This window comes from Sphingobium sp. BHU LFT2 (assembly GCF_018604485.1).
In the GTDB taxonomy this organism is placed as follows: domain Bacteria; phylum Pseudomonadota; class Alphaproteobacteria; order Sphingomonadales; family Sphingomonadaceae; genus Sphingobium; species Sphingobium yanoikuyae_A.
Genome location: NZ_JAFCGW010000002.1, coordinates 416380 through 435087 on the forward strand (window position 1 = coordinate 416380; position 18708 = coordinate 435087).

Genomic DNA, 18708 nt, shown 5'->3' on the forward strand with positions numbered 1-18708 from the left:
GCCATGACCGCCACCGCCGATCTTGCCATCCGCCTGCGCCGCGCCAGCTTCAACCGGGCACTCGCCGATGCCGACCTTGCCGCCATCGGGCCGATCCTGGCACAGGATGTCGTGATGGTGACCGGCACCGACAGCGGCGTCATCGCCGGGCGCAAGGCGCAGCTGATGGCCTGGAAGCGCGAATTTGCCGCGCCTGATCGCAGCATCTACACCCGCACGCCCGACACGATCCTGGTCTCGCCCGTCGAACCGATCGCCTTCGAGCATGGCCAGTGGCAGGGCGTTGCCGCATCGTCCGGCATCCTCATCGCCTCGGGCGCCTACACCGCCAAATGGCGGCAGCTTGGCAGCGAGTGGCTGATCGAGGCGGAACTTTACCTGACCCTGGCCTGAAAAGTCCGCAACTTTCCGCTGCAAGACGATCGGCCACGCTCTTCGTGCAATAGTTAATAAAATATTGCCGCACTGGTCCGACAGGACTATGGCGCCCCCACCCTGTCCTTGGCGCTCCGGCGTCGGAGTCGGGGCCGACAATCCAGAGAGCGGAAGGGGGGGACTTCGCCACGCGTCACGCAATCCATTGTGACGACATGCGAAGACTTGGCGTTATCTATTATGAAAAAGACCGGTTTCATGATTTCGGCGTCGCTGGCGCTGCTTGCTGCCGCCCCCGCTTATGCCTCACCCGTTACCGGCACCGACGCGCTGCGCGAATGGAATCTGATCGTGCTGGGCGACCTCAGTTCCTCCTCCGAAGTCGAAGGCCGCACCTTCGTTGGCGGCGACCTCACCGGCACATCCTCCAGCTACCAGATCAGCACGCCCGCCGCCTCTGCGACCGGCCAGGCAGGCCTTACCGTGGTCGGCAATGTCACCGGCGGCATCAAGAATTTGAACAACGGGTCGGGCGCGCTGGTCGGCGGCAATGTCGAAAGCGGCTTCAACCTCAATGGCGCGGCCCAGACGGTGAAGGTCGGCGGCACCATCAGCAACACCAATATCAACCAGAATAGCGTCCAGTCCGGCCTGGCCACATCGGACCCCAGCTTCGCATCCAGCCTGGCGACGCAGGGCACGGTGCTGGCCGGCAGCATGAAGCAATTGTCGACCAACCTGTCGGGCCTGGCCGCCAACAGCGACATGGTGATCAGCGGCAACCGCGCCACCTTCAACGCCAGCCCCGACGCCAATGGCCTGGCCGTCTTCTCGATCAGCGCCGCCGACCTCGACAAGGTGGGCGAAATCGCCTTCAACCTGAACGGCGCCGACACCGCGATCGTCAATGTCAGCGGCAGCGCGGTCAGTCTCAACGACAATTTCCTGGGCGGCACCGCCAATCTCGGCGAACATGTGATCTGGAATTTCGGCGACGCCCAGTCGCTCGACCTCACCAATAGCTGGGGCGGATCGCTGCTCGCGCCCTGGGCCGATGCGACCACCGCCAACTATATCCAGGGATCGGCCGTGTTCGGCAACCTGACCCAGAATGGCGAGATGCATCTGGGCACCTATACGGGCGGCTATACCCCGCCGATCGATCCGCCGACCGGCAGCAGCTCGGGCGGCACGCCGGTGCCCGAAGCGCCGGGCTGGACCCTGTTCCTGCTCGGCATCGTCGGTGTGCTGCTGGGTCGCCGCCTGATCCGCAAGACCGCCTGAACCGCCCTTTATCGCGCTTTTCCGTCCCTTCAGCCTCGGCCAGACGCGGGAAACGGACGGACTGGCGCAGCGCCCTTCTGATCGCCGCCGGGCGGCGGCACAGGGAGCCATTGTTTCACAATCTTTGCAGATCGCCGCTTTCCCATGAAAATGCCCCGCTTCTTCTCCTCGACCGCCTGCGACATGGCGATCGATCTTGGCACCGTGAATACCGTCATCCACGCCCGCGACCGGGGCATCGTGCTGAACGAACCCTCCGTCATCGCGATCGAGACCATTCGCGGCATCCGCAAGGTCAAGGTGGTGGGCAATGAAGCCAAGCTGATGATGGGCAAGACCCCGGCCAATATCCAGGCGATCCGCCCGCTGCGCGACGGCGTGATCGCCGACATCGACGTGGCCGAGCAGATGATCAAGCATTTCGTCGAGAAAGCGCAGGACGGCGGGCGCTTCGGCCGCCGCTACGACGTGGTGATCTGCGTGCCGACCGGTTCCACCATGGTCGAGCGCCGGGCGCTGCGCGACGCTGCCTCCAACGCCGGCGCGGCGCGGGTGCAGTTGATCGAGGAGCCGATGGCCGCGGCGATCGGCGCCGGCCTGCCCGTCACCGAACCGCGCGGCGCTATGGTGGTCGATATCGGCGGCGGCACGACCGAAGTGGCCGTGCTGTCGCTCAACGGCATCGCCTACAGCAATTCGGCCCGCGTCGGCGGCGACAAGCTGGACGACGCGATCGCCTCGCACATCCGCCGCGTCCATAATCTGATGATCGGCGAAGCCACCGCCGAACGGGTCAAATGCGCGATCGGCTGCGCCACCCCGCCCGATGGCGAGGGCGAGCGGATCATCGTCAAGGGCCGCGACCTGGTGAATGGTCGCCCGGCCGAAATGACCATCAGCGAAGCGGAAATCTGCGACGCCCTGTCCGAACCGGTCGGCCAGATCGTGATGGCGGTGATGACCGCGCTGGAACAGACCGCGCCCGAACTCTCGTCGGACATCATCGATGAGGGCATCACCCTGACCGGTGGCGGCGCGCTGCTGCGCAGGCTGGACGAGGCGCTGTCCGAAGCCACCGGCCTGCCCGTACGGATCGCCGACACGCCCCTGATGTGCGTCGCCATGGGCGCCGGCAAGGCGCTGGAAGATCGCGCCTATGAGGGCGTTCTGACCATGTCCTGACCGGCGCGCACCGCCCCGACGATGGTTGGCGGGCATCGCTTGCCCGTCCCGCCACATCGGCGCTTGCCAGCACTGCCAAATGCCGCCAAGCAAAGCCCCGGATAAAAGAGGATGAGCGGGCGGATGAGCTATTATGACGTTCTGATCGTGGGGGCCGGCCATGCCGGCGCGCAGGCGGCGATCTCGCTGCGCCAGCACGGCTTCGAAGGCTCGGTCGGCATGATCGGCGACGAGAAGGATCCGCCCTATGAGCGCCCGCCTTTGTCCAAGGAATATTTCGCCGGCGACAAGAGCTTCGACCGTATCCTGATCCGCCCCGCCGCCTTCTGGGACGAGCGCAAGATCGACATGTTGCTGGGGCGCCGGGTCAAGAGCGTCGATCCGGTCGGCAAGTTCGTCACCGTCGGCGACGTGGAAATCGGCTATGACAAGCTGATCTGGTGTACCGGCGGCAGCCCCCGGATGCTCACCTGCAGCGGCGCCGAAGCCGCCAATGTCCATGCCGTGCGCCGCCGCGACGATGTCGACGCGATGATGGCGAAGATCGACAGCGTGAACCATGTCACCATCATCGGCGGCGGCTATATCGGGCTGGAGGCGGCCGCCGTCCTGTCCAAGTTCGGCAAGACCGTCGTCCTGCTCGAAGCGCTCGACCGGGTGCTGGCCCGCGTCGCGGGCGAGGATCTCTCGCGCTTCTACGAGGCGGAGCATCGCGCCCATGGCGTCGATTTGCGCACGGGCGCGAAGATGGACTGTATAGAGGTCAAGGACGGCCGGGCGACGGCAGTGCTGATGCAGGACGGCGAGCGGATCGAGACCGACATGGTGATCGTGGGCATCGGCATCGTGCCCGAAACCGGCCCGCTGATCGCGGCGGGCGCGGCCGGTGGCAATGGCGTCGATGTCGACGAATATTGCCGCACCTCGCTGCCCGACATCTATGCCGTGGGCGATTGCGCGTCCCATGCCAACCGCTTTGCCGGCGGCGCGCAGATGCGCCTCGAATCCGTCCAGAACGCCAATGACCAGGCCAAGACCGCCGTGGCCCACATCCTTGGCAAGGAAGAAGCCTATGACGCCGTCCCCTGGTTCTGGTCGAACCAATATGATCTCAAGCTCCAGACCGTGGGCCTGTCGACCGGTTTCGACCAGACGGTGCTGCGCGGCGATCCCGCCACCCGCAGTTTCTCGGTCGTCTATCTGAAGGGCGGCAAGCTGATCGCGCTCGATTGCGTCAATGCGGTCAAGGACTATGTCCAGGGCCGGGCCCATGTGCTGTCGGGCGCCCATCTCGACCCGGCGCAACTGGCCGATGCCGGCATTCCGCTCAAGGAAGTGGGCCTCGCCTGACCGGTCGGCGACGACGCGACAATCGGATTTTCCTACGAAGTTCACAGTGTCGTCGCCCCGTTTTGCGCCATTTTCCCGGCATAGGGTCATCGGAAAGCGACGGCGACGCGACAATCGCGCGCCTGTGAAGCGACACCGACGCGCCAGCGAAGCGACGATCAGGCGACCATGACGCGACGGGGCGGTTGCGGCAGGACGCTGCAGCAAGGTCGATAACGGGGCAATGGGAGCGGCCAATTCCATCCCACAGGGTGGACCAGAAATATGCTGAGTAGGAAAGACGGCCGGGAAGCGGGCAGAAGCTGACCTTTCCTACTCCCCTCCCTTTTCAGGGAGGGGCCGGGGGTGAGTGCGCCGCGTAGCGGCGGCCTACGCTCGATCGGGCAGAATCTCGCTGCACTCGCAACCCACCCCAACCCCTCCCTGAAAGGGAGGGGCTATCTATCGCTCCCATTCTGCCGTCGCTACCCCCGAAACCGGGTCTCGCTTGCCAGTTCCCATGGTCCGCCGCGATAGTGCCAGGCGGCCAGGCCCGCGATTGCGATCGGGCGGGGATGGAAATCAGCGCGCAATCGGTCGGCCAGCGCCCGCGCGACCCTGGGCTCCACCTTGTTCTGCACGGTCAGATGCGGGCGAAAGCCGGCCTGGTCCTGCGGCGTCAGCAGGCCGGTGAAGGCGTCCGCCAATTCGCCACGCAACGCCGCTAGATCGGGACTGTCGATGCGATAGGCGACCCCCTGCCCCAGCAGCAGCACATCGCCCAGTCGCGCCCGTGGCGCCGGGCCGGCGCATATCTGTTTCATCCGCGTCCTGAGTTCGGGCAGCAGCGAAGGCGGCAGATGATGGAACAGGGTGACATGCGCCGGCACCTGATTGCGTTCAGGCGGGAAATGGGCGCGGCGCAAGCCATCCGCCCAGGCGAAATCGGCAGCGCCCAGCAGCGCGGTGACGATGATCGGGTCAGCCAGGACCGCCTCCCTGCAACGCAATGGTGGACTTTCGCCCGGCCAGGACAGGCTATATGATGACAGATGCCGCGCCCGGCAAGCAGGCGCGGCCCAGGAGGGGAAGCATCATGCGCGCACCGGCATCCTTCGTCATCATCGCCGTCATCCTGCTGCTATGGAACCTGATGGGGGTCGCCGCCTTCGTCATGCAATATGGCGCCGACCTGGGCGAACTCGCCAGAACCGATCCCGACACCGCCCGCGCCTTCGCCCAGATGCCCGGCTGGGCCTGGGCCGTCTATGCGGTGGCGGTGGGCGCCGGCACGCTGGGCGCGATCGTCCTGCTGCTACGCCGCCGCGTCGCGGTGCCGCTGTTCCTGCTGTCGCTGCTCGCGGTGATCGTCCAGTTCGGATACACGTTCCTCGGCACCGACCTGCTGGCGGTGAAGGGCGCGGGCGCGGCGATCTTCCCGGCCGTCATCGTCCTGATCGGGCTAGGCCAGTGGCTCTACGCCCGCAGTCAGGCGGCCAAGGGTCTGCTGCGCTGATCGGCGCCGATCAGGCCGCGCTCTGCAATATCTCCTGGCCGATCATGTCCACGTCGAACGGCGCGGTCTGGTAGAGATCGTTGATCCAGTTGCCGAACAGCAGATGGGCATGGCTGCGCCAGCGATTTTCCGGCGGACGGGACGGGTCGTCGTCGGGGAAATAATGGGCCGGCATCTGGCGGCCGCCGTCGCGCGCATATTCGTCGCCCAGCGTGCGCGTGTCATATTCGACATGGTTGAACATGTGCAGGAAGCCATGGCGCGGATCATGGACCAGGCAAGGCCCGGTCTCCGCGCTGTCGGCCAGCAATTGCAGCCCGCGATCGACCGGCAGCGATTCCCGCCGCACTTCCGACCAGCGCGACACGGGGATCGAGAAATCGTCCGAAAAACCCCGCAGATAGGGCGAGGCCGGAGCATGGTTGCGATGGCGGAACACGCCGAACGCCTTGCGCTCCAGCGCGTGCTTCTCGACCCCGTGGAAATGATGGAGCGCCGCCTGCGCCGCCCAGCAGATGCTGAGCGAACGATGCACATGGGTCTGGGTCCAGTCGAAGATGGCGCGCAGTTCCTGCCAGTAGCTCACCTCCTCGAACGGCAGATGCTCGACCGGCGCGCCGGTGATCAGGAAGCCGTCGAACCGCTCGTCGCGCACATCGGTCCAGGCGCGGTAGAAGGACTGCATATGATCGGCGGAGGTGTTGCGCGACACATGGTCGCTGATCCGCACCAGCGTCAGTTCCACCTGCAACGGCGAGGCGCCGAGCAGCCGGGCAAGCTGCGTCTCGGTATCGATCTTGTTGGGCATCAGGTTCAGCAGCGCGATCCGCAGCGGGCGGATATCCTGCCGCACCGCGTCCGCCTCGCCCATCACGGCAACGCCCTCGGCTTCCAAGGTGCGGCGGGCGGGCAGGTCGTCGGCAATCTTGATCGGCACGTCTCGTCAGTCCTTCCTGGCGGGGCGACGATCGGTGGCTGAGGTCCGCTTTGTTGCCGGATCGGCCACATCCTCCCGGATCGGGAGTGCCACCTTGCCCGGAACGGCAGGTTGGCGTTGGGCGTCGCCCCAACTCTTGATGCTGGACTATCCCTAGCGCGCGCCGGGCCATGTGGCAAGCCCGGCTATATATCGGCCAAGCCGGGCTTTACAGCTCGCCCCGGGCGCGGCGGATTTCGAACCACTTCCGCACATTCTCATTATGCTGCTGATAGGTGTCGGCAAAGATATGGCCGCCCTTCCCGTCCGCGACGAAATAGAGCGCATTCGTCTCCGCCGGGTGCAGCACCGCCAGGATCGACAGGCGGCCCGGATTGGCGATCGGCCCCTTGGGCAGGCCGGTCATCGCATAGGTGTTGTAATCATTGACGTCGGCGATCTCGGACTTCTTGATCCGGCGGCCGAGCGGCTTGCCCCTGGTGATCGGATAGATGATCGTCGGGTCGGCCTGCAGCATCATGTTCTTGCGCAGACGGTTGCTGTAGACGCCCGCGACCATCGGCCGCTCCTTGGCGATCGCGGTTTCCTTCTCGACGATCGAGGCGAGGATGATCGCCTCCTGGGGCGACTTGGCGATCGTGTTGGGCGCGCGTTCGGCCCACAGCTTCGCCAGCGCCTTGTCCATCGCCGCCTGCATCCGCTTCAGCACGGCGGCGCGCGGCTCGCCCTTGTCGAAGGCATAGCTGTCGGGCAGCACGCTGCCCTCCTGCGGCACCGCGACATCGCCGGTCAGCTCGTCATTGGCCATCAGCCGTTCCTGCACCAGGATCGACGGCATGCCTTCGGGGATGGTGACCAGCCGGGTCAGCGTCTTGCCGCCCTGCAGGATCGAGAGGATCTCGCTATTGCTGGCGCCCTTGGGCAGCACGAACTCGCCGGCCTTGATCGGCTTGGCGCCGCCAAAGACCTTCGCGCGGGTCAGGAAGGCATCGGCCGAACGCACCGCGCCAGCCGATTTCAACAGCACCGCGGCATCGGACAGGGTCGATCCCTCCGGCACGACGATGCTGATATTCTGGGTGGCCGGCCCCGTCTCGGTCCAGCCATGGACGAAGCGGAAACCGACAAAGGCGACAACGGCCAGGCCGATCAGAAGGATGATGCAGCCCAGTCGCCGCACCGGATTTGCGCCGGATCGTCTTGCCATCATCCCAACTGCCCGACCCAAATAATGCCCAACCGGCTATGGCTTACATGATCCTCCCCTTTTCAGGGGAGGATCAGGCGTATCAGATCGCCTTCATGATGAGCGAGGCGTTGGTGCCGCCGAAGCCGAACGAGTTGTTCAGCACCGCGCGCACCTTGCGCTCCTTGGCGACGTGCGGGACCAGGTCGACGCCCTTGCAGCTTTCGCTCGGCTCGTCGAGGTTGAGCGTCGGCGGCACGATCTGGTCGCGCATGGCGAGGATGCAGAAGATGCTCTCCACCGCGCCCGCGCCGCCCAGCAGGTGGCCGATCGCCGACTTGGTCGACGACATCGACATGCTGCCCAGATGATCGCCGAACAGACGCTTGACCGCGCCCAGTTCCAGTTCGTCGCCCAGCGGGGTCGAGGTGCCATGCGCGTTCACATAGTCGATATCTTCCAGGCTGAGGCCCGAGCGCTTGAGCGCCATCTGCATCGAACGGAAACCGCCATTGCCTTCCGGGTGCGGCGCGGTGACATGATAGGCGTCGCCGGTCAGGCCATAGCCAATGACTTCGGCATAGATTTTCGCGCCGCGCGCCTTTGCCCGCTCATATTCTTCCAGCACGACCACGCCCGCGCCTTCGCCCATGACGAAGCCGTCACGGTTGACGTCATAGGGACGCGACGCCTTTTCCGGCGTGTCGTTGAAGCCGGTCGAGAGCGCACGCGCCTGGGCGAAGCCGGCGATGCCGATCGGGCAGATCGCGCTTTCCGCGCCACCCGCCAGCATCACGTCAGCATCGTCCATCGCGATCATGCGCGCAGCGTCGCCGATCGAGTGGGCGCCGGTCGAGCAGGCGGTGACGACGGCATGGTTCGGACCCATCAGGCCGTATTTGATCGAGACCTGGCCCGAGATCAGGTTGATCAGGCGGCCATGGACGAAGTGCGGCGAAACGCGGTTGGGGCCCTTGTTGGCCAGCACCAGCGATTCGCTTTCGATGCCCGGCAGGCCACCAATGCCCGAACCGATCGAGCAGCCGGCGCGCAGGCGCTCTTCTTCCGACATATTGTCCAGGCCCGCGTCGCGCAGCGCCTGGCTGGCGGCGGAAATGCCATAGACGATGAACGGATCGACCTGACGCTGAATCTTGTGGTCGACGTCCAGCGAGGCGTCATAGCCATATTCATGATCCGCGGGCTTCACTTCGCAGGCGATGCGGCACTTGTAATCGGTGGCGTCGAAGCGGGTGATCGTCGCCGCGCCGGATTTCGACGCGATGATGTTCTTCCAGGTGGTTTCGACATCCCCGCCAAGCGGGCTTACCATGCCAAGGCCGGTTACGACGACGCGACGCATATGCTTGCTCCGAAATTCCAATTTTTGGTTCCGTGCCGCTCATCTAGGCGTTCCACACGCACTTGTGAACGGCAGGCCAGATACGAAAAGGCTCCCCAAGCTCCGGGATCACCGGACAGGAGGAGCCAATCCTTGTGCAAGGAGGGCGGCCCGCCACTGGGGCAGGCCGCGAAGCCCTTAGGCCTTGCTGTCGATATAGTCGATCGCGTCCTTGACGGTGGCGATCTTCTCAGCCGCATCGTCCGGGATTTCGACGCCGAATTCTTCTTCGAACGCCATCACCAGTTCAACGATGTCCAGGCTGTCTGCGCCCAGATCGTCGATGAAGCTGGCGTCCTCGGTCACCTTCTCGGCTTCGACGCCCAGATGCTCGACGACGATTTTCTTTACGCGATCCGCGGTCTCACTCATGAGTGGTCCTTCTTACTGGGTATCGTTGGTGGTTCTGAATAACCGTTAAGGCATTGCCCTAGTGCCAAGCCCCGATAGAGGCAAGAGGGAAGGCCGCCAAGCCCCTAGATGGAGGGACAGGTGCGTTTCGGCAATAAAAAGCCGGAAAAAACCCGGAAACAACGGGTTGTTTACCAAAATTTCAGCCGCTTGTGCCAGTCAACAGCGATGATCGACCGCCTGTGCCCCGACCAGTTCATCACCCCCGAACGGGTCCGAATGACAGCCTGGCTGATGCTGGCTGCGACGCTGATCGGCCTCGCCTACCTGTTCGCGACGGCGCATGGCACGGTAGATTCGCTCGGCCGGCCGCTTGGCACGGACTTCTCCAACGTCTGGACGGCGGGATGGATGGCCGATCAGGGTCAGGCCGCGCAGGCATGGAACTGGCCCGCCCATTATGAAGTGCAGAAGGCGATCCATCATGATCCCGCCATCCCCTTCTATGGCTGGCACTATCCCCCGCCCTTCCTGATCCTGGCCACGTTGCTGGCGCAAATCCCCTACGTCCCCGCCCTGATCCTGTGGCAGGGATTGACGCTTGGCGGAGCATTGATGGTCATCCGTCATGTCCTGCCGGATCAGCGCGACGCGCTGCTCATCGCACTCGGCGCACCTGTGGTAATGGTGTGCCTGGGCCACGGCCAGAATGCCTTCATGACCGCCGGCCTGCTGGGTGGTGGCATGGCCCTGCTCGACCGACGCCCTTGGATCGCCGGCATGCTGCTGGGCGCACTCGTCTACAAACCGCAATTTGCGGTGCTGATCCCTGTGCTGATCATCGCACGCGGCAATGCCCGCGCCTTCCTGGCCGCCGGTCTGACCTCGGCCGGCCTGTGCCTGCTGACATTGCTGATCTGGGGCTGGCCGGTGTGGCAGGCGTTCATCGATTCTCTGCCCCTGACGCAGCATATCATCATCGAAAATGGTGCCACCGGCTGGGAAAAGATCCAAAGCCCCTTTGCCGCCATTCGCCAATGGGGCGGCAGCATTCCAGCCGCCTATGTGGTGCAGGGCCTGGTGACAGCCATCGCCATCACTATCGCCGCGCTGGTCGCCCGGCGTGGGACGATGGAAGTGCGGGGCGCCGCCGCGCTCAGCGCCGCCCTGCTCTGCACACCCTATGTGCTCGATTATGACTATGTGCTGCTGGGGATGGCGATCGCCTTCGTCGCCGCCGACATGGGCAAGCGCGGCGTGCTTGGCTGGGAACGAAGCTGGCTGGCCTATGCCTGGATGGCGCCTTTGTTCGGCCGGGCCGTGTCGGAATGGACCCATGTGCCGGTCAACCTGATCGCCGCGATCGCGGTGCTGGCGCTGGCGATGCGACGCGCCATCCTGCTGGACGGCGCGCTCGCTTATAGTCTGCCCGGCCGGACGAAGATCGCCTGACCGGGCGATCGATCAGATCATCGCCATGCCGCCGTTGACGTGCAGGGTCTGGCCGTTGACATAGCCTGCTTCCTTGCTCGCCAGATAGGCGACTGCTGCGCCGATATCGTCGCCATCGCCCAGATCGCCAGCGGGGATCTTGGCCAGGATCGTGCCCTTCTGCGCATCGTTCAGCGCATCGGTCATGGCCGACCGGATGAAGCCGGGGGCCACGCAGTTCACGGTTATGCCGCGGCTCGCCAGTTCCTGGCCCAGCGACTTCGACATGCCGATGATGCCGGCCTTCGACGCGCAATAGTTGGACTGGCCCGGATTGCCGGTGACGCCCACGACCGAGGTGATCGAGATGATGCGGCCAAAGCGCGCCTTCATCATCGGCTTGGCGGCGGCGCGGCACAGGCGGAAGGCGGCTTCCAGATTGACCGCGATCACCTGCGACCATTCCTCGTCCTTCATGCGCAGGATCAAATTGTCGCGGGTGATGCCGGCATTGTTGACCAGAATGTCGATCTTGCCGCCCAGCGCTTCCACCGCCTGCGGCACCAGCGCGTCGACGGCGGCCGGATCGGACAGGTTGCAGACCAAGGTCTTGTGGTCGCCGCCCAGTTCAGCGGCAAAGGCCTTGAGCTTCTCCTCATTGCTGCCCGACAGCGCCAGGGTGGCGCCCTGCGCGGCCAGCGCCTTGGCGATGGAGGAACCAATGCCCCCCGAAGCGCCAGTCACCAGCGCGGTCATTCCCGTCAGATCGAACATTTTAGTCTCCCTTGAAGTGTGGCGGCCGGCGGTCGAAGAAGGCGGTGATCGCCTCGTCATGATCCGCGGTCGCGTGGGCCAGCGCCTGCATGGCGCCCGCCATTTCCAAAATTTGCGAAAGTTCGGCCGTCTGCGCCGCGCGCAGCAGCCGCTTGGTCATCCGTGTCGCATGCGGCGGGTTGGCGGCGATCGCATCGGCCTGCGCCCGCGCCACCGTCATCAGCTCCGCATCGGGCACGACATCGCCGACCAGCCCGATCCGCAGTGCCTCGCCCGCGTCGATCGTCTCGCCGGTCAGCGAGAGGTGCGACGCCTTGGAAAAGCCGATGATGCGCGGCAGCAACCAGGCCCCGCCATCGCCCGACACCAGGCCTAGCTTCACGAAGCTTTCGGCAAAGCGCGCGCCTTGCCCCGCGATGCGCAGGTCGCACATGCAGGCCAGGTCCAGCCCCGCGCCGATCGCCGGGCCATTGACCGCCGCGATCACCGGCAGCTCGATCGCCTGGAACAGCAAGGGCAGGCGCTGGATGCCCGCGCGATAATTGCGCCGCGTCTGCGCCGGCAGGCTGGCGCGCAGCCCGCCGGCATCCGGCCGCATCGCGTTGAGATCGCCGCCCGAGGAGAAGGCGCTGCCCGCCCCGGTCAGGATCGCGACATGGATGCTCGCATCCCGGTCCGCCGCCTCGAACACGTCGCACAGCGCATCCACCATCGCCGGATCGGAGATGGGGTTGCGCCGGTCGGGCAGGTTCAGCGTGACCGTCAGGACAGCCCCGTCGCGGCTGGCAAGAACCGGGCTCTCGCTCACAGCGCGCCCAGTACCGCCTCGATATCGTCCATCGTCACCACGCTGCGCACGGTGGCGTCGGGGGCGATGCGCTTGACCATCGGGCCGAGCACCTTGCCGCCCAGTTCGACGAAATCGGTGACGCCCGCGTCCCACATCGCGCCGATCGACTCGCGCCAGCGCACACGGCCGGTAACCTGCTCGACCAGACGCTCGCGAATGTCGGTCGGGTCGCTGATCGGCGCGGCCAGCACATTGGCATAGACCGGCAGCAGCGGCGCGTTGATCGTCGCCTTTGCCAGCGCTTCCGCCATCGCGTCGGCGGCCGGCTGCATCAGCGGGCAGTGGAAGGGCGCCGACACCGGCAGCAGCACGCCGCGCTTGATGCCATAATCCTTGACCAGCGCGACCGCGCGCTCGATCGCGCCCTTGTGGCCGGAAATGACGACCTGGCTGGGATCATTGTCGTTGGCGACGGTGCAGACTTCGCCCTCCGCAGCGGCATCGGCCAGCGCCTGTGCCTTCTCGATGTCGGCGCCCAGCAGCGCGGCCATCGCGCCCTCGCCCACCGGCACGGCGGCCTGCATCGCCTGACCGCGCAACTTGAGCAGGCGAGCGGTGGTGCCAAGGTCGAACGCCTCGACCGCGCAGAGCGCGCTATATTCGCCCAGCGAGTGACCGGCGACATAATCGCCCTTGTCAGCCAGGCTGAAGCCGCCTTCCTTCTGCATCACGCGCAACGTGGCGAGGGCATTGGCCATGATCGCCGGCTGGGCGTTCTCGGTCAGGGTCAGGTCGCTCTCGGGGCCTTCCACCATGATGCGGAACAGATGCTGCGACAGGGCGTCATCGACTTCCTGGAACAGTTCCTTTGCCGCCGGGCTTGCCTCGGCCAGCGCCTTGCCCATGCCGACCGACTGGCTACCCTGGCCCGGGAAAAGAAATGCCCTCATCTTCCATCCTCTGATCTACTGGTGTCTTTCCGGAGAAAAACACGGGAATTCACGCACGTTACACTTTGAGACATATATGGCATTGAGGCGTACATTGCTTTTCGGCACGTAACGACCTGACATACCTGCCCCCTGTCTCTCCGGGGGAATATTGCTGGCCCCTTTAACGACGACGGAGTGCAAGGAAAAGGTGCGATATCGCATTGCATGGCTCACGGGATCGGTGCTTGCCCTGTCCGCCTGCGCGGCGGGGCCGAACTATCACGCGCCGCAATCCGCCGCGCTGGGCGTGCCTGCCGGCTATAGCCAGGGCAGCGGCGCCGCGCTGGACGACGCCACCCTTGCCACCTGGTGGACGCGGCTCAACGATCCGACGCTGACCGGCCTGATCGATCAGGCGATCGCCGGCAATCTGGACATCGTCCAGGCGCAGGCACGGCTGCGGCAGGCGCGGGAATCCCTGCGCCAGGCCAATGCCGCCTTCCTGCCGCAGGTGAACGGATCGGCCAGCGGCGGCAAGAATTACCGCAGCCAGGCCGGCGGCACCCGTGTCGATGACAGCGGCAACGTCATCTCCACCGGCGCCAGCAACTGGTCCAGCAGCTATTCGGCCGGCGCCAATGCCAGCTGGCAGATCGACCTGTTCGGCGAATTGTCGCGCTCGGCCGAAGCCGCGCGGGCCGATCTTGCCGCGTCGGGCTATGACCTCGCCAATGTGCGGATGACCATCATTTCCGAACTGGTCACCAACTATGTCCAGGCGCGCGCATCGCAGGAACAGCTGCGCATCGCCCGCGAGACGCAGAAGGTGCAGCAGGACAATTACGACATTGCCCGCTGGCGGCTGCAGGCCGGGCTGGTCTCCTCGCTCGACGAGCAGCAGGCCAGGGCCCAGCTCGCCCAGACCAACGCCACCATCCCGCAGCTCGAAGCCAGCCTGAAGGGCAGCCTCAACCGCATCGCCGTGCTGACCGGCCAGGCGCCGGGCGACGCAACGCGCGCGCTGGAAACGCCGGCACCAATCCCGACCGCCGCCACCGACATCGCCACCGGCATTCCGGCCGATACGTTGCGCCAGCGGCCCGATGTGCGCTCGGCCGAACGGGCGCTGGCCGCCGCCACCGCGCGGATCGGCGTCGCCCAGGCGCAGCTCTATCCCTCGCTCGGCATCAGCGGCAACATCGGCACCACGTCGAACGCCTTCAAGGATCTGTTCGACCTCATCACCGGCGGCGTCTTTGCCAATGTCGCCCAGACCATCTTCGATGGTGGTCGCCTCGCCTCACAGGTTCGCGCGCAGAAGGCGGCGACCGATGCCGCCTTCGCCGCCTACAAGCAGAGCGTCCTCGGCGCGCTGGAGGATGTCGAAAATGGCATGGCCTCGCTCGACAGCGCCCGCCGGCGCAAGGTCGAGTTCGCCACCGCCTATGAAGCGTCGAACAATGCCGCAATCCTGGCGCGCAGCCAGTATCAGTCCGGCCTGATCGACTTCCAGACCCTGTCCAGCAGCGAAACCACGTTGCTGAACGCCCGCAACAGCCTTGCCAGCGCCCAATCGGACGAGATCCTGGCCATCGCCCAGCTCTATAATGCTCTGGGTGGCGGCTGGCAGAATATGGATGACCGCCCCCATGAGCAATGACGCCAGCCCCGACCAGGATCTCAACGACTTTCTGGGCGCCAAGCCGGAAAAGCCGCATCGCAAATGGCTGATCCGCGGCGCCATCGGCGTCGTGCTGCTGATCCTGGTCCTGCTTGTCGCCCGCTGCTTTGCCGGCGACGACAAACCCAATTATGCCACCCGCGAGGCGCGCCAGGGCGACCTGACGGTCAGCGTGTCGGCCACCGGCAATCTGAAACCGATCAACCAGGTCGATGTGGGGTCCGAACAGTCGGGCAAGATCACCGCCGTCTATGTCGACGTCAATGATCGCGTGACCAAGGGGCAGAAGCTCGCCGAGCTGGACACCCGCCGCCTGGTCGACACGATCAATCAGACGCAGGCCCAGGTCGCCTCCTCCCAGGCCGGTGTCGCCCAGGCACAGGCGCAGGTCGCGCTGGCCAAGGCGACACTGGATCGCCAGCTCAACGTCTATCAGCTTTCTGGTGGCAAGGTGCCGGCCAAGACCGAACTGGATTCGGCCCGCGCCGACTATAATGGCGCGCTCGCCAATCTTCGTTCGGCCCAGGCGCAGGTGAATGTCTCGCGCGCCCAGCTGTCGACCGCCCAGACCAACCTGTCGATCGCCCAGATCGTCTCGCCCGTCACCGGCGTGGTCCTGTCGCGCGACATCGAGCCGGGCCAGACCGTCGCCGCCTCGCTCAATGCGCCGGTGCTGTTCACCATCGCCGAGGATCTTACCAAGATGGAGGTCGAGGTGTCGGTGGACGAAGCCGATGTCGGCCAGGTCAAGGAAGGCCAGACCGCCAATTTCGCCGTCGACGCCTTCCCCGGCCGCACCTTCCCGGCAAAGGTCACGCGGGTGAATGTCGGGTCGAACAGCTCCAGCAGCAGTTCGTCCTCCTCGTCCTCGACCAGCACGACCAGCAGCTCGACCGGCACGGTCGTCGCCTATACCGCCGTGCTGTCGGTCGATAATGCGGACGAAACCCTGCGTCCGGGCATGACCGCGACCGCCGACATCGTGACCCAGGAACTGCATGATGTGCTGCTCGTCCCCAACAGCGCGCTGCGCTTCAAGCCCAGCAGCGGCGCCGGATCGGGCGGCGGCATCACCAGCGTCCTGCCCGGCCCCGGCCGCATGCGCCGCAGCGGTGCCAACCGCCAGGTCAATTTCGGCGCGGGTAGCAGCCAGACCCTCTATGTCCTCGACGAAAAGGGCGATCCCAAGGCGATCCAGGTGACCGTCGGCGCCAGCGACGGATCGCGCACCGTCATCACCGGCGGCGATCTGAAGCCCGGCATGAAGGTCATCACCGGCCAGCTTGCCGCTGGGGCGCAGCAGCCCGCCGAGGATCAGAAGGCAGACCCCGCCGCTGGCGACACGAAGGATCGCCCGCGCAATCCCGCCGCCGACGGCAGCCCCGCCAGCGTCAAGTCGCTGGGCAATTCGGGCGACGCCGCGCCCCAGACCGCCCCGGTCGCCCCGACGCCCGCCGCCCCCCAGGGCAGCGGCGGCGCGGAAAGCCGGGGCACCGGCCGGCAGAGCGGAACCTGATCCCATGGCCGCCGATCCCATCATCTCGCTGCGGGGGATCACCAAGATCTTCGGCAGCGGCCCCACCGCCTTTCAGGCGCTCAAGGGCATAGACCTCGATATCGAACAGGGCGATTTCGTCGCCGTCATGGGGCCTTCGGGCTCGGGCAAGTCGACGACGATGAACATATTGGGCTGCCTTGACGTGCCATCGGGCGGGCAGTTCCTGTTCAAGGGCCGCCATGTCGAGACGCTGGACCGCGACCAGCGCGCGCTGCTGCGCCGCCGCTATCTCGGCTTCGTCTTCCAGGGCTTCAACCTGCTCGCCCGCACCAGCGCGCTCGAAAATGTCGAGCTACCCCTGCTCTATCGCGGCGAGGACAAGAAGACCCGCTACGACATGGGCATGGCCGCGCTCGAAAAGGTGGGCCTGAAGGACTGGTGGGACCATACGCCAGCCGAACTATCCGGCGGCCAGCAACAGCGCGTCGCGATCGCCCGCGCCATCGTCACCCAGCCCGACGTGCTGCTGGCGGACGAACCGACCGGCAATCTCGATTCCGAACGGTCGGTGGAGATCATGCAATTGCTGACCGACCTCAACCAGAATAGCGGCATCACCGTGCTGATGGTGACGCACGAACCCGACATGGCCGAATTTGCCCACACCATCGTCCATTTCAAGGACGGGCTGGTGGAGCGGATCGAAAAGGGCCTGGGCGGACCGCAGAAGGGAGCCGTGGGCTGATGCTGGGCACCACCGTCATCCTCGCCTTCCGGGCGATCAACCGGCACAAGATGCGCAGCTTCCTCACGACGCTCGGCATCATCATCGGCGTCGCCGCCGTCGTCACCATGGTGACGCTGGGCAATGGCGCGACCGCCGCCGTGCGCGAACAGATTAGCTCGCTCGGCGCCAATGTGCTGCAACTGCGACCCGGCCAGGGCTTTGGCCGTGGCGGCGGCGGGCCGCGCCCGCCCAATTTCAAGGAAGCGGACCTGACCGCGATCGAGAACCAGCTGACCGGCGTGCGCGCCGTGGCGCCGGTGGTCCAGTCGAGCGGCACCGCCATCTATGAAGGCAATAACTGGTCGACCACCGTCTATGGCACGACGTCGGCCTATTCGCAGGTCCAGTCCTGGAATGTGTCGGAAGGCCGGCTGTTCATGCCGGACGAGGAAGAGGCCGGCAAATCGGTCTGCATCATCGGCAATACGGTGCGCACCAACCTGTTCCAGGGCAATGACCCGATCGGCAAGCGGATGCGGATCAAGGGCGTGAGCTGTCAGGTGGTGGGCGTACTGGCGACCCGCGGCCAGGGCGGCTTTGGCGACCAGGACGATGTCGTCGTCATGCCGATCAAGTTCGTCCAGCGCCGCTTCACCGGCGATCGCGACATCAGCCAGATCATGGTCGCGGTCGACGACGCCTATGACAGCGCGACCGTGCAGGACAGCCTGGAGCAGCTGATGCGCGAGCGGCGCAAGATCAAGGCGGGCGCGGAGGATAATTTCAACGTCTTCGACACCAAGCAGATCAGCGACACGCTGACCGGGACCACCACCATCCTGACCCAGATCGTCGCGGCGGTCGCGGCCATATCCCTGCTGGTCGGCGGCATCGGCATCATGAACATCATGCTGGTGTCGGTGACGGAACGCACCCGCGAGATCGGCATCCGCCTCGCCATCGGTGCGGTCGCACGCGAAGTGCTGATGCAGTTTCTGGTGGAGGCGATCGTGCTGTCCTGCATGGGCGGCCTGATCGGCCTGGTCATTGCGCTCATCGCATCGGTCGGCATCGCGCCGCTGATGAAGGTCCCCTTCACCTTCGACCCGCAGGTCAATCTGATCGCCTTCCTCTTTTCGGCGGCAATCGGCGTGGTGTTCGGCTATTTCCCGGCGCGCCGGGCGGCCAGCCTCAACCCGATCGATGCGCTGCGGCACGAATAGGCTGATACATTTTCCGACAAAAGGGCGGTTATCCGGGATAATGCTGCGACATCTTCTGCCTAATCCCTCCTGCCATGGTGCCGCCCCGGC

The 18708-nt window shown here is 65.5% G+C and carries 18 protein-coding genes and 1 riboswitch; of the genes, 10 read left to right on the forward strand and 8 right to left on the reverse strand.

Annotated elements, in window-relative coordinates:
• Positions 1 to 3: 3 nt before the first annotated feature.
• The 4 genes from JQK15_RS07135 (at position 4) to JQK15_RS07150 (ending at position 4191) form a co-directional block, all read left to right on the forward strand.
• A complete protein-coding gene (locus JQK15_RS07135) occupies positions 4 to 393 on the forward strand; it encodes a DUF4440 domain-containing protein (RefSeq protein WP_214864484.1) in 390 nt (129 codons plus the stop codon).
• Positions 394 to 615: 222 nt separating this feature from the next.
• Positions 616 to 1659: a choice-of-anchor A family protein gene (locus JQK15_RS07140; protein ID WP_214864486.1), complete on the forward strand. Its 1044-nt coding sequence runs from the start codon at positions 616 to 618 to the stop codon at positions 1657 to 1659.
• A 144-nt stretch (positions 1660 to 1803) separates the two neighbouring features.
• Entirely contained in the window at positions 1804 to 2841 is a 1038-nt protein-coding gene (locus JQK15_RS07145; RefSeq protein WP_004212110.1) for a rod shape-determining protein, read from the forward strand.
• Between the two features lie 123 nt (positions 2842 to 2964).
• Positions 2965 to 4191: an NAD(P)/FAD-dependent oxidoreductase gene (locus JQK15_RS07150; protein ID WP_214864559.1), complete on the forward strand. Its 1227-nt coding sequence runs from the start codon at positions 2965 to 2967 to the stop codon at positions 4189 to 4191.
• Between the two features lie 464 nt (positions 4192 to 4655).
• Here the strand turns inward: JQK15_RS07150 and JQK15_RS07155 are convergent, their stop codons facing one another.
• Complete coding sequence (locus JQK15_RS07155; RefSeq protein ID WP_164488926.1) at positions 4656 to 5159, reverse strand: 2'-5' RNA ligase family protein; 504 nt, start codon at positions 5157 to 5159, stop codon at positions 4656 to 4658.
• 107 nt (positions 5160 to 5266) lie between these two features.
• Between JQK15_RS07155 and JQK15_RS07160 the strand changes: the two genes are divergently transcribed.
• Positions 5267 to 5686, forward strand: coding sequence for a sugar transporter (locus JQK15_RS07160; RefSeq protein WP_214864561.1), 420 nt, complete (start codon positions 5267 to 5269; stop codon positions 5684 to 5686).
• A gap of 10 nt (positions 5687 to 5696) precedes the next feature.
• Here the strand turns inward: JQK15_RS07160 and JQK15_RS07165 are convergent, their stop codons facing one another.
• The 4 genes from JQK15_RS07165 to JQK15_RS07180 all read right to left on the reverse strand — a co-directional run bounded on the left by JQK15_RS07165 (position 5697) and on the right by JQK15_RS07180 (position 9583).
• The gene (locus JQK15_RS07165; RefSeq protein ID WP_214864488.1) at positions 5697 to 6623 is read right to left on the reverse strand and encodes a homoserine O-succinyltransferase; all 927 of its coding nucleotides are present in this window, start codon (positions 6621 to 6623) and stop codon (positions 5697 to 5699) included.
• A gap of 39 nt (positions 6624 to 6662) precedes the next feature.
• Positions 6663 to 6771: riboswitch (SAM-I-IV-variant riboswitch) on the reverse strand.
• Positions 6772 to 6831: 60 nt separating this feature from the next.
• Complete coding sequence (gene mltG / locus JQK15_RS07170) at positions 6832 to 7803, reverse strand: endolytic transglycosylase MltG (protein ID WP_214864563.1); 972 nt, start codon at positions 7801 to 7803, stop codon at positions 6832 to 6834.
• Between the two features lie 109 nt (positions 7804 to 7912).
• A complete protein-coding gene (gene fabF, locus JQK15_RS07175; RefSeq protein ID WP_004212097.1) occupies positions 7913 to 9172 on the reverse strand; it encodes a beta-ketoacyl-ACP synthase II in 1260 nt (419 codons plus the stop codon).
• A gap of 177 nt (positions 9173 to 9349) precedes the next feature.
• Positions 9350 to 9583, reverse strand: coding sequence for an acyl carrier protein (locus tag JQK15_RS07180; RefSeq protein WP_004212096.1), 234 nt, complete (start codon positions 9581 to 9583; stop codon positions 9350 to 9352).
• Between the two features lie 207 nt (positions 9584 to 9790).
• Between JQK15_RS07180 and JQK15_RS07185 the strand changes: the two genes are divergently transcribed.
• The gene (locus JQK15_RS07185; protein WP_214864490.1) at positions 9791 to 11014 is read left to right on the forward strand and encodes a glycosyltransferase family 87 protein; all 1224 of its coding nucleotides are present in this window, start codon (positions 9791 to 9793) and stop codon (positions 11012 to 11014) included.
• Positions 11015 to 11026: 12 nt separating this feature from the next.
• On the opposite strand, the gene fabG is transcribed toward JQK15_RS07185, so the two are convergent.
• The 3 genes from fabG to fabD are packed head-to-tail and all read right to left on the reverse strand — an operon-like array spanning position 11027 to position 13507.
• Positions 11027 to 11767, reverse strand: a complete 741-nt coding sequence (gene fabG, locus JQK15_RS07190; protein WP_004212094.1) for a 3-oxoacyl-[acyl-carrier-protein] reductase — start codon at positions 11765 to 11767, stop codon at positions 11027 to 11029.
• Position 11768: 1 nt separating this feature from the next.
• Positions 11769 to 12575 carry a crotonase/enoyl-CoA hydratase family protein gene (locus JQK15_RS07195; protein ID WP_214864492.1) on the reverse strand — a complete coding sequence of 269 codons (807 nt, stop codon included), beginning with the start codon at positions 12573 to 12575 and terminating at the stop codon, positions 11769 to 11771.
• Positions 12572 to 13507, reverse strand: coding sequence for an ACP S-malonyltransferase (gene fabD, locus JQK15_RS07200; RefSeq protein WP_097382735.1), 936 nt, complete (start codon positions 13505 to 13507; stop codon positions 12572 to 12574). The genes JQK15_RS07195 and fabD overlap by 4 nt, the downstream gene beginning before the upstream one ends.
• A gap of 190 nt (positions 13508 to 13697) precedes the next feature.
• Here fabD and JQK15_RS07205 point away from each other — a divergent pair, with 190 nt between their 5' ends.
• From JQK15_RS07205 to JQK15_RS07220, 4 genes are read left to right on the forward strand one after another with little or no spacing between them, the layout of a single operon-like run.
• Positions 13698 to 15149: an efflux transporter outer membrane subunit gene (locus tag JQK15_RS07205; protein WP_017501183.1), complete on the forward strand. Its 1452-nt coding sequence runs from the start codon at positions 13698 to 13700 to the stop codon at positions 15147 to 15149.
• Positions 15139 to 16686 (forward strand): efflux RND transporter periplasmic adaptor subunit, encoded by a 1548-nt coding sequence (locus JQK15_RS07210; RefSeq protein ID WP_214864494.1) that lies wholly within the window; start codon positions 15139 to 15141, stop codon positions 16684 to 16686. Before JQK15_RS07205 ends, JQK15_RS07210 begins: the two co-directional genes overlap by 11 nt.
• Before the next feature lie 4 nt (positions 16687 to 16690).
• Entirely contained in the window at positions 16691 to 17413 is a 723-nt protein-coding gene (locus JQK15_RS07215) for an ABC transporter ATP-binding protein (protein ID WP_214864496.1), read from the forward strand.
• Positions 17413 to 18618, forward strand: coding sequence for an ABC transporter permease (locus JQK15_RS07220; RefSeq protein WP_004212085.1), 1206 nt, complete (start codon positions 17413 to 17415; stop codon positions 18616 to 18618). The genes JQK15_RS07215 and JQK15_RS07220 overlap by 1 nt, the downstream gene beginning before the upstream one ends.
• Positions 18619 to 18708 lie beyond the last annotated feature (90 nt).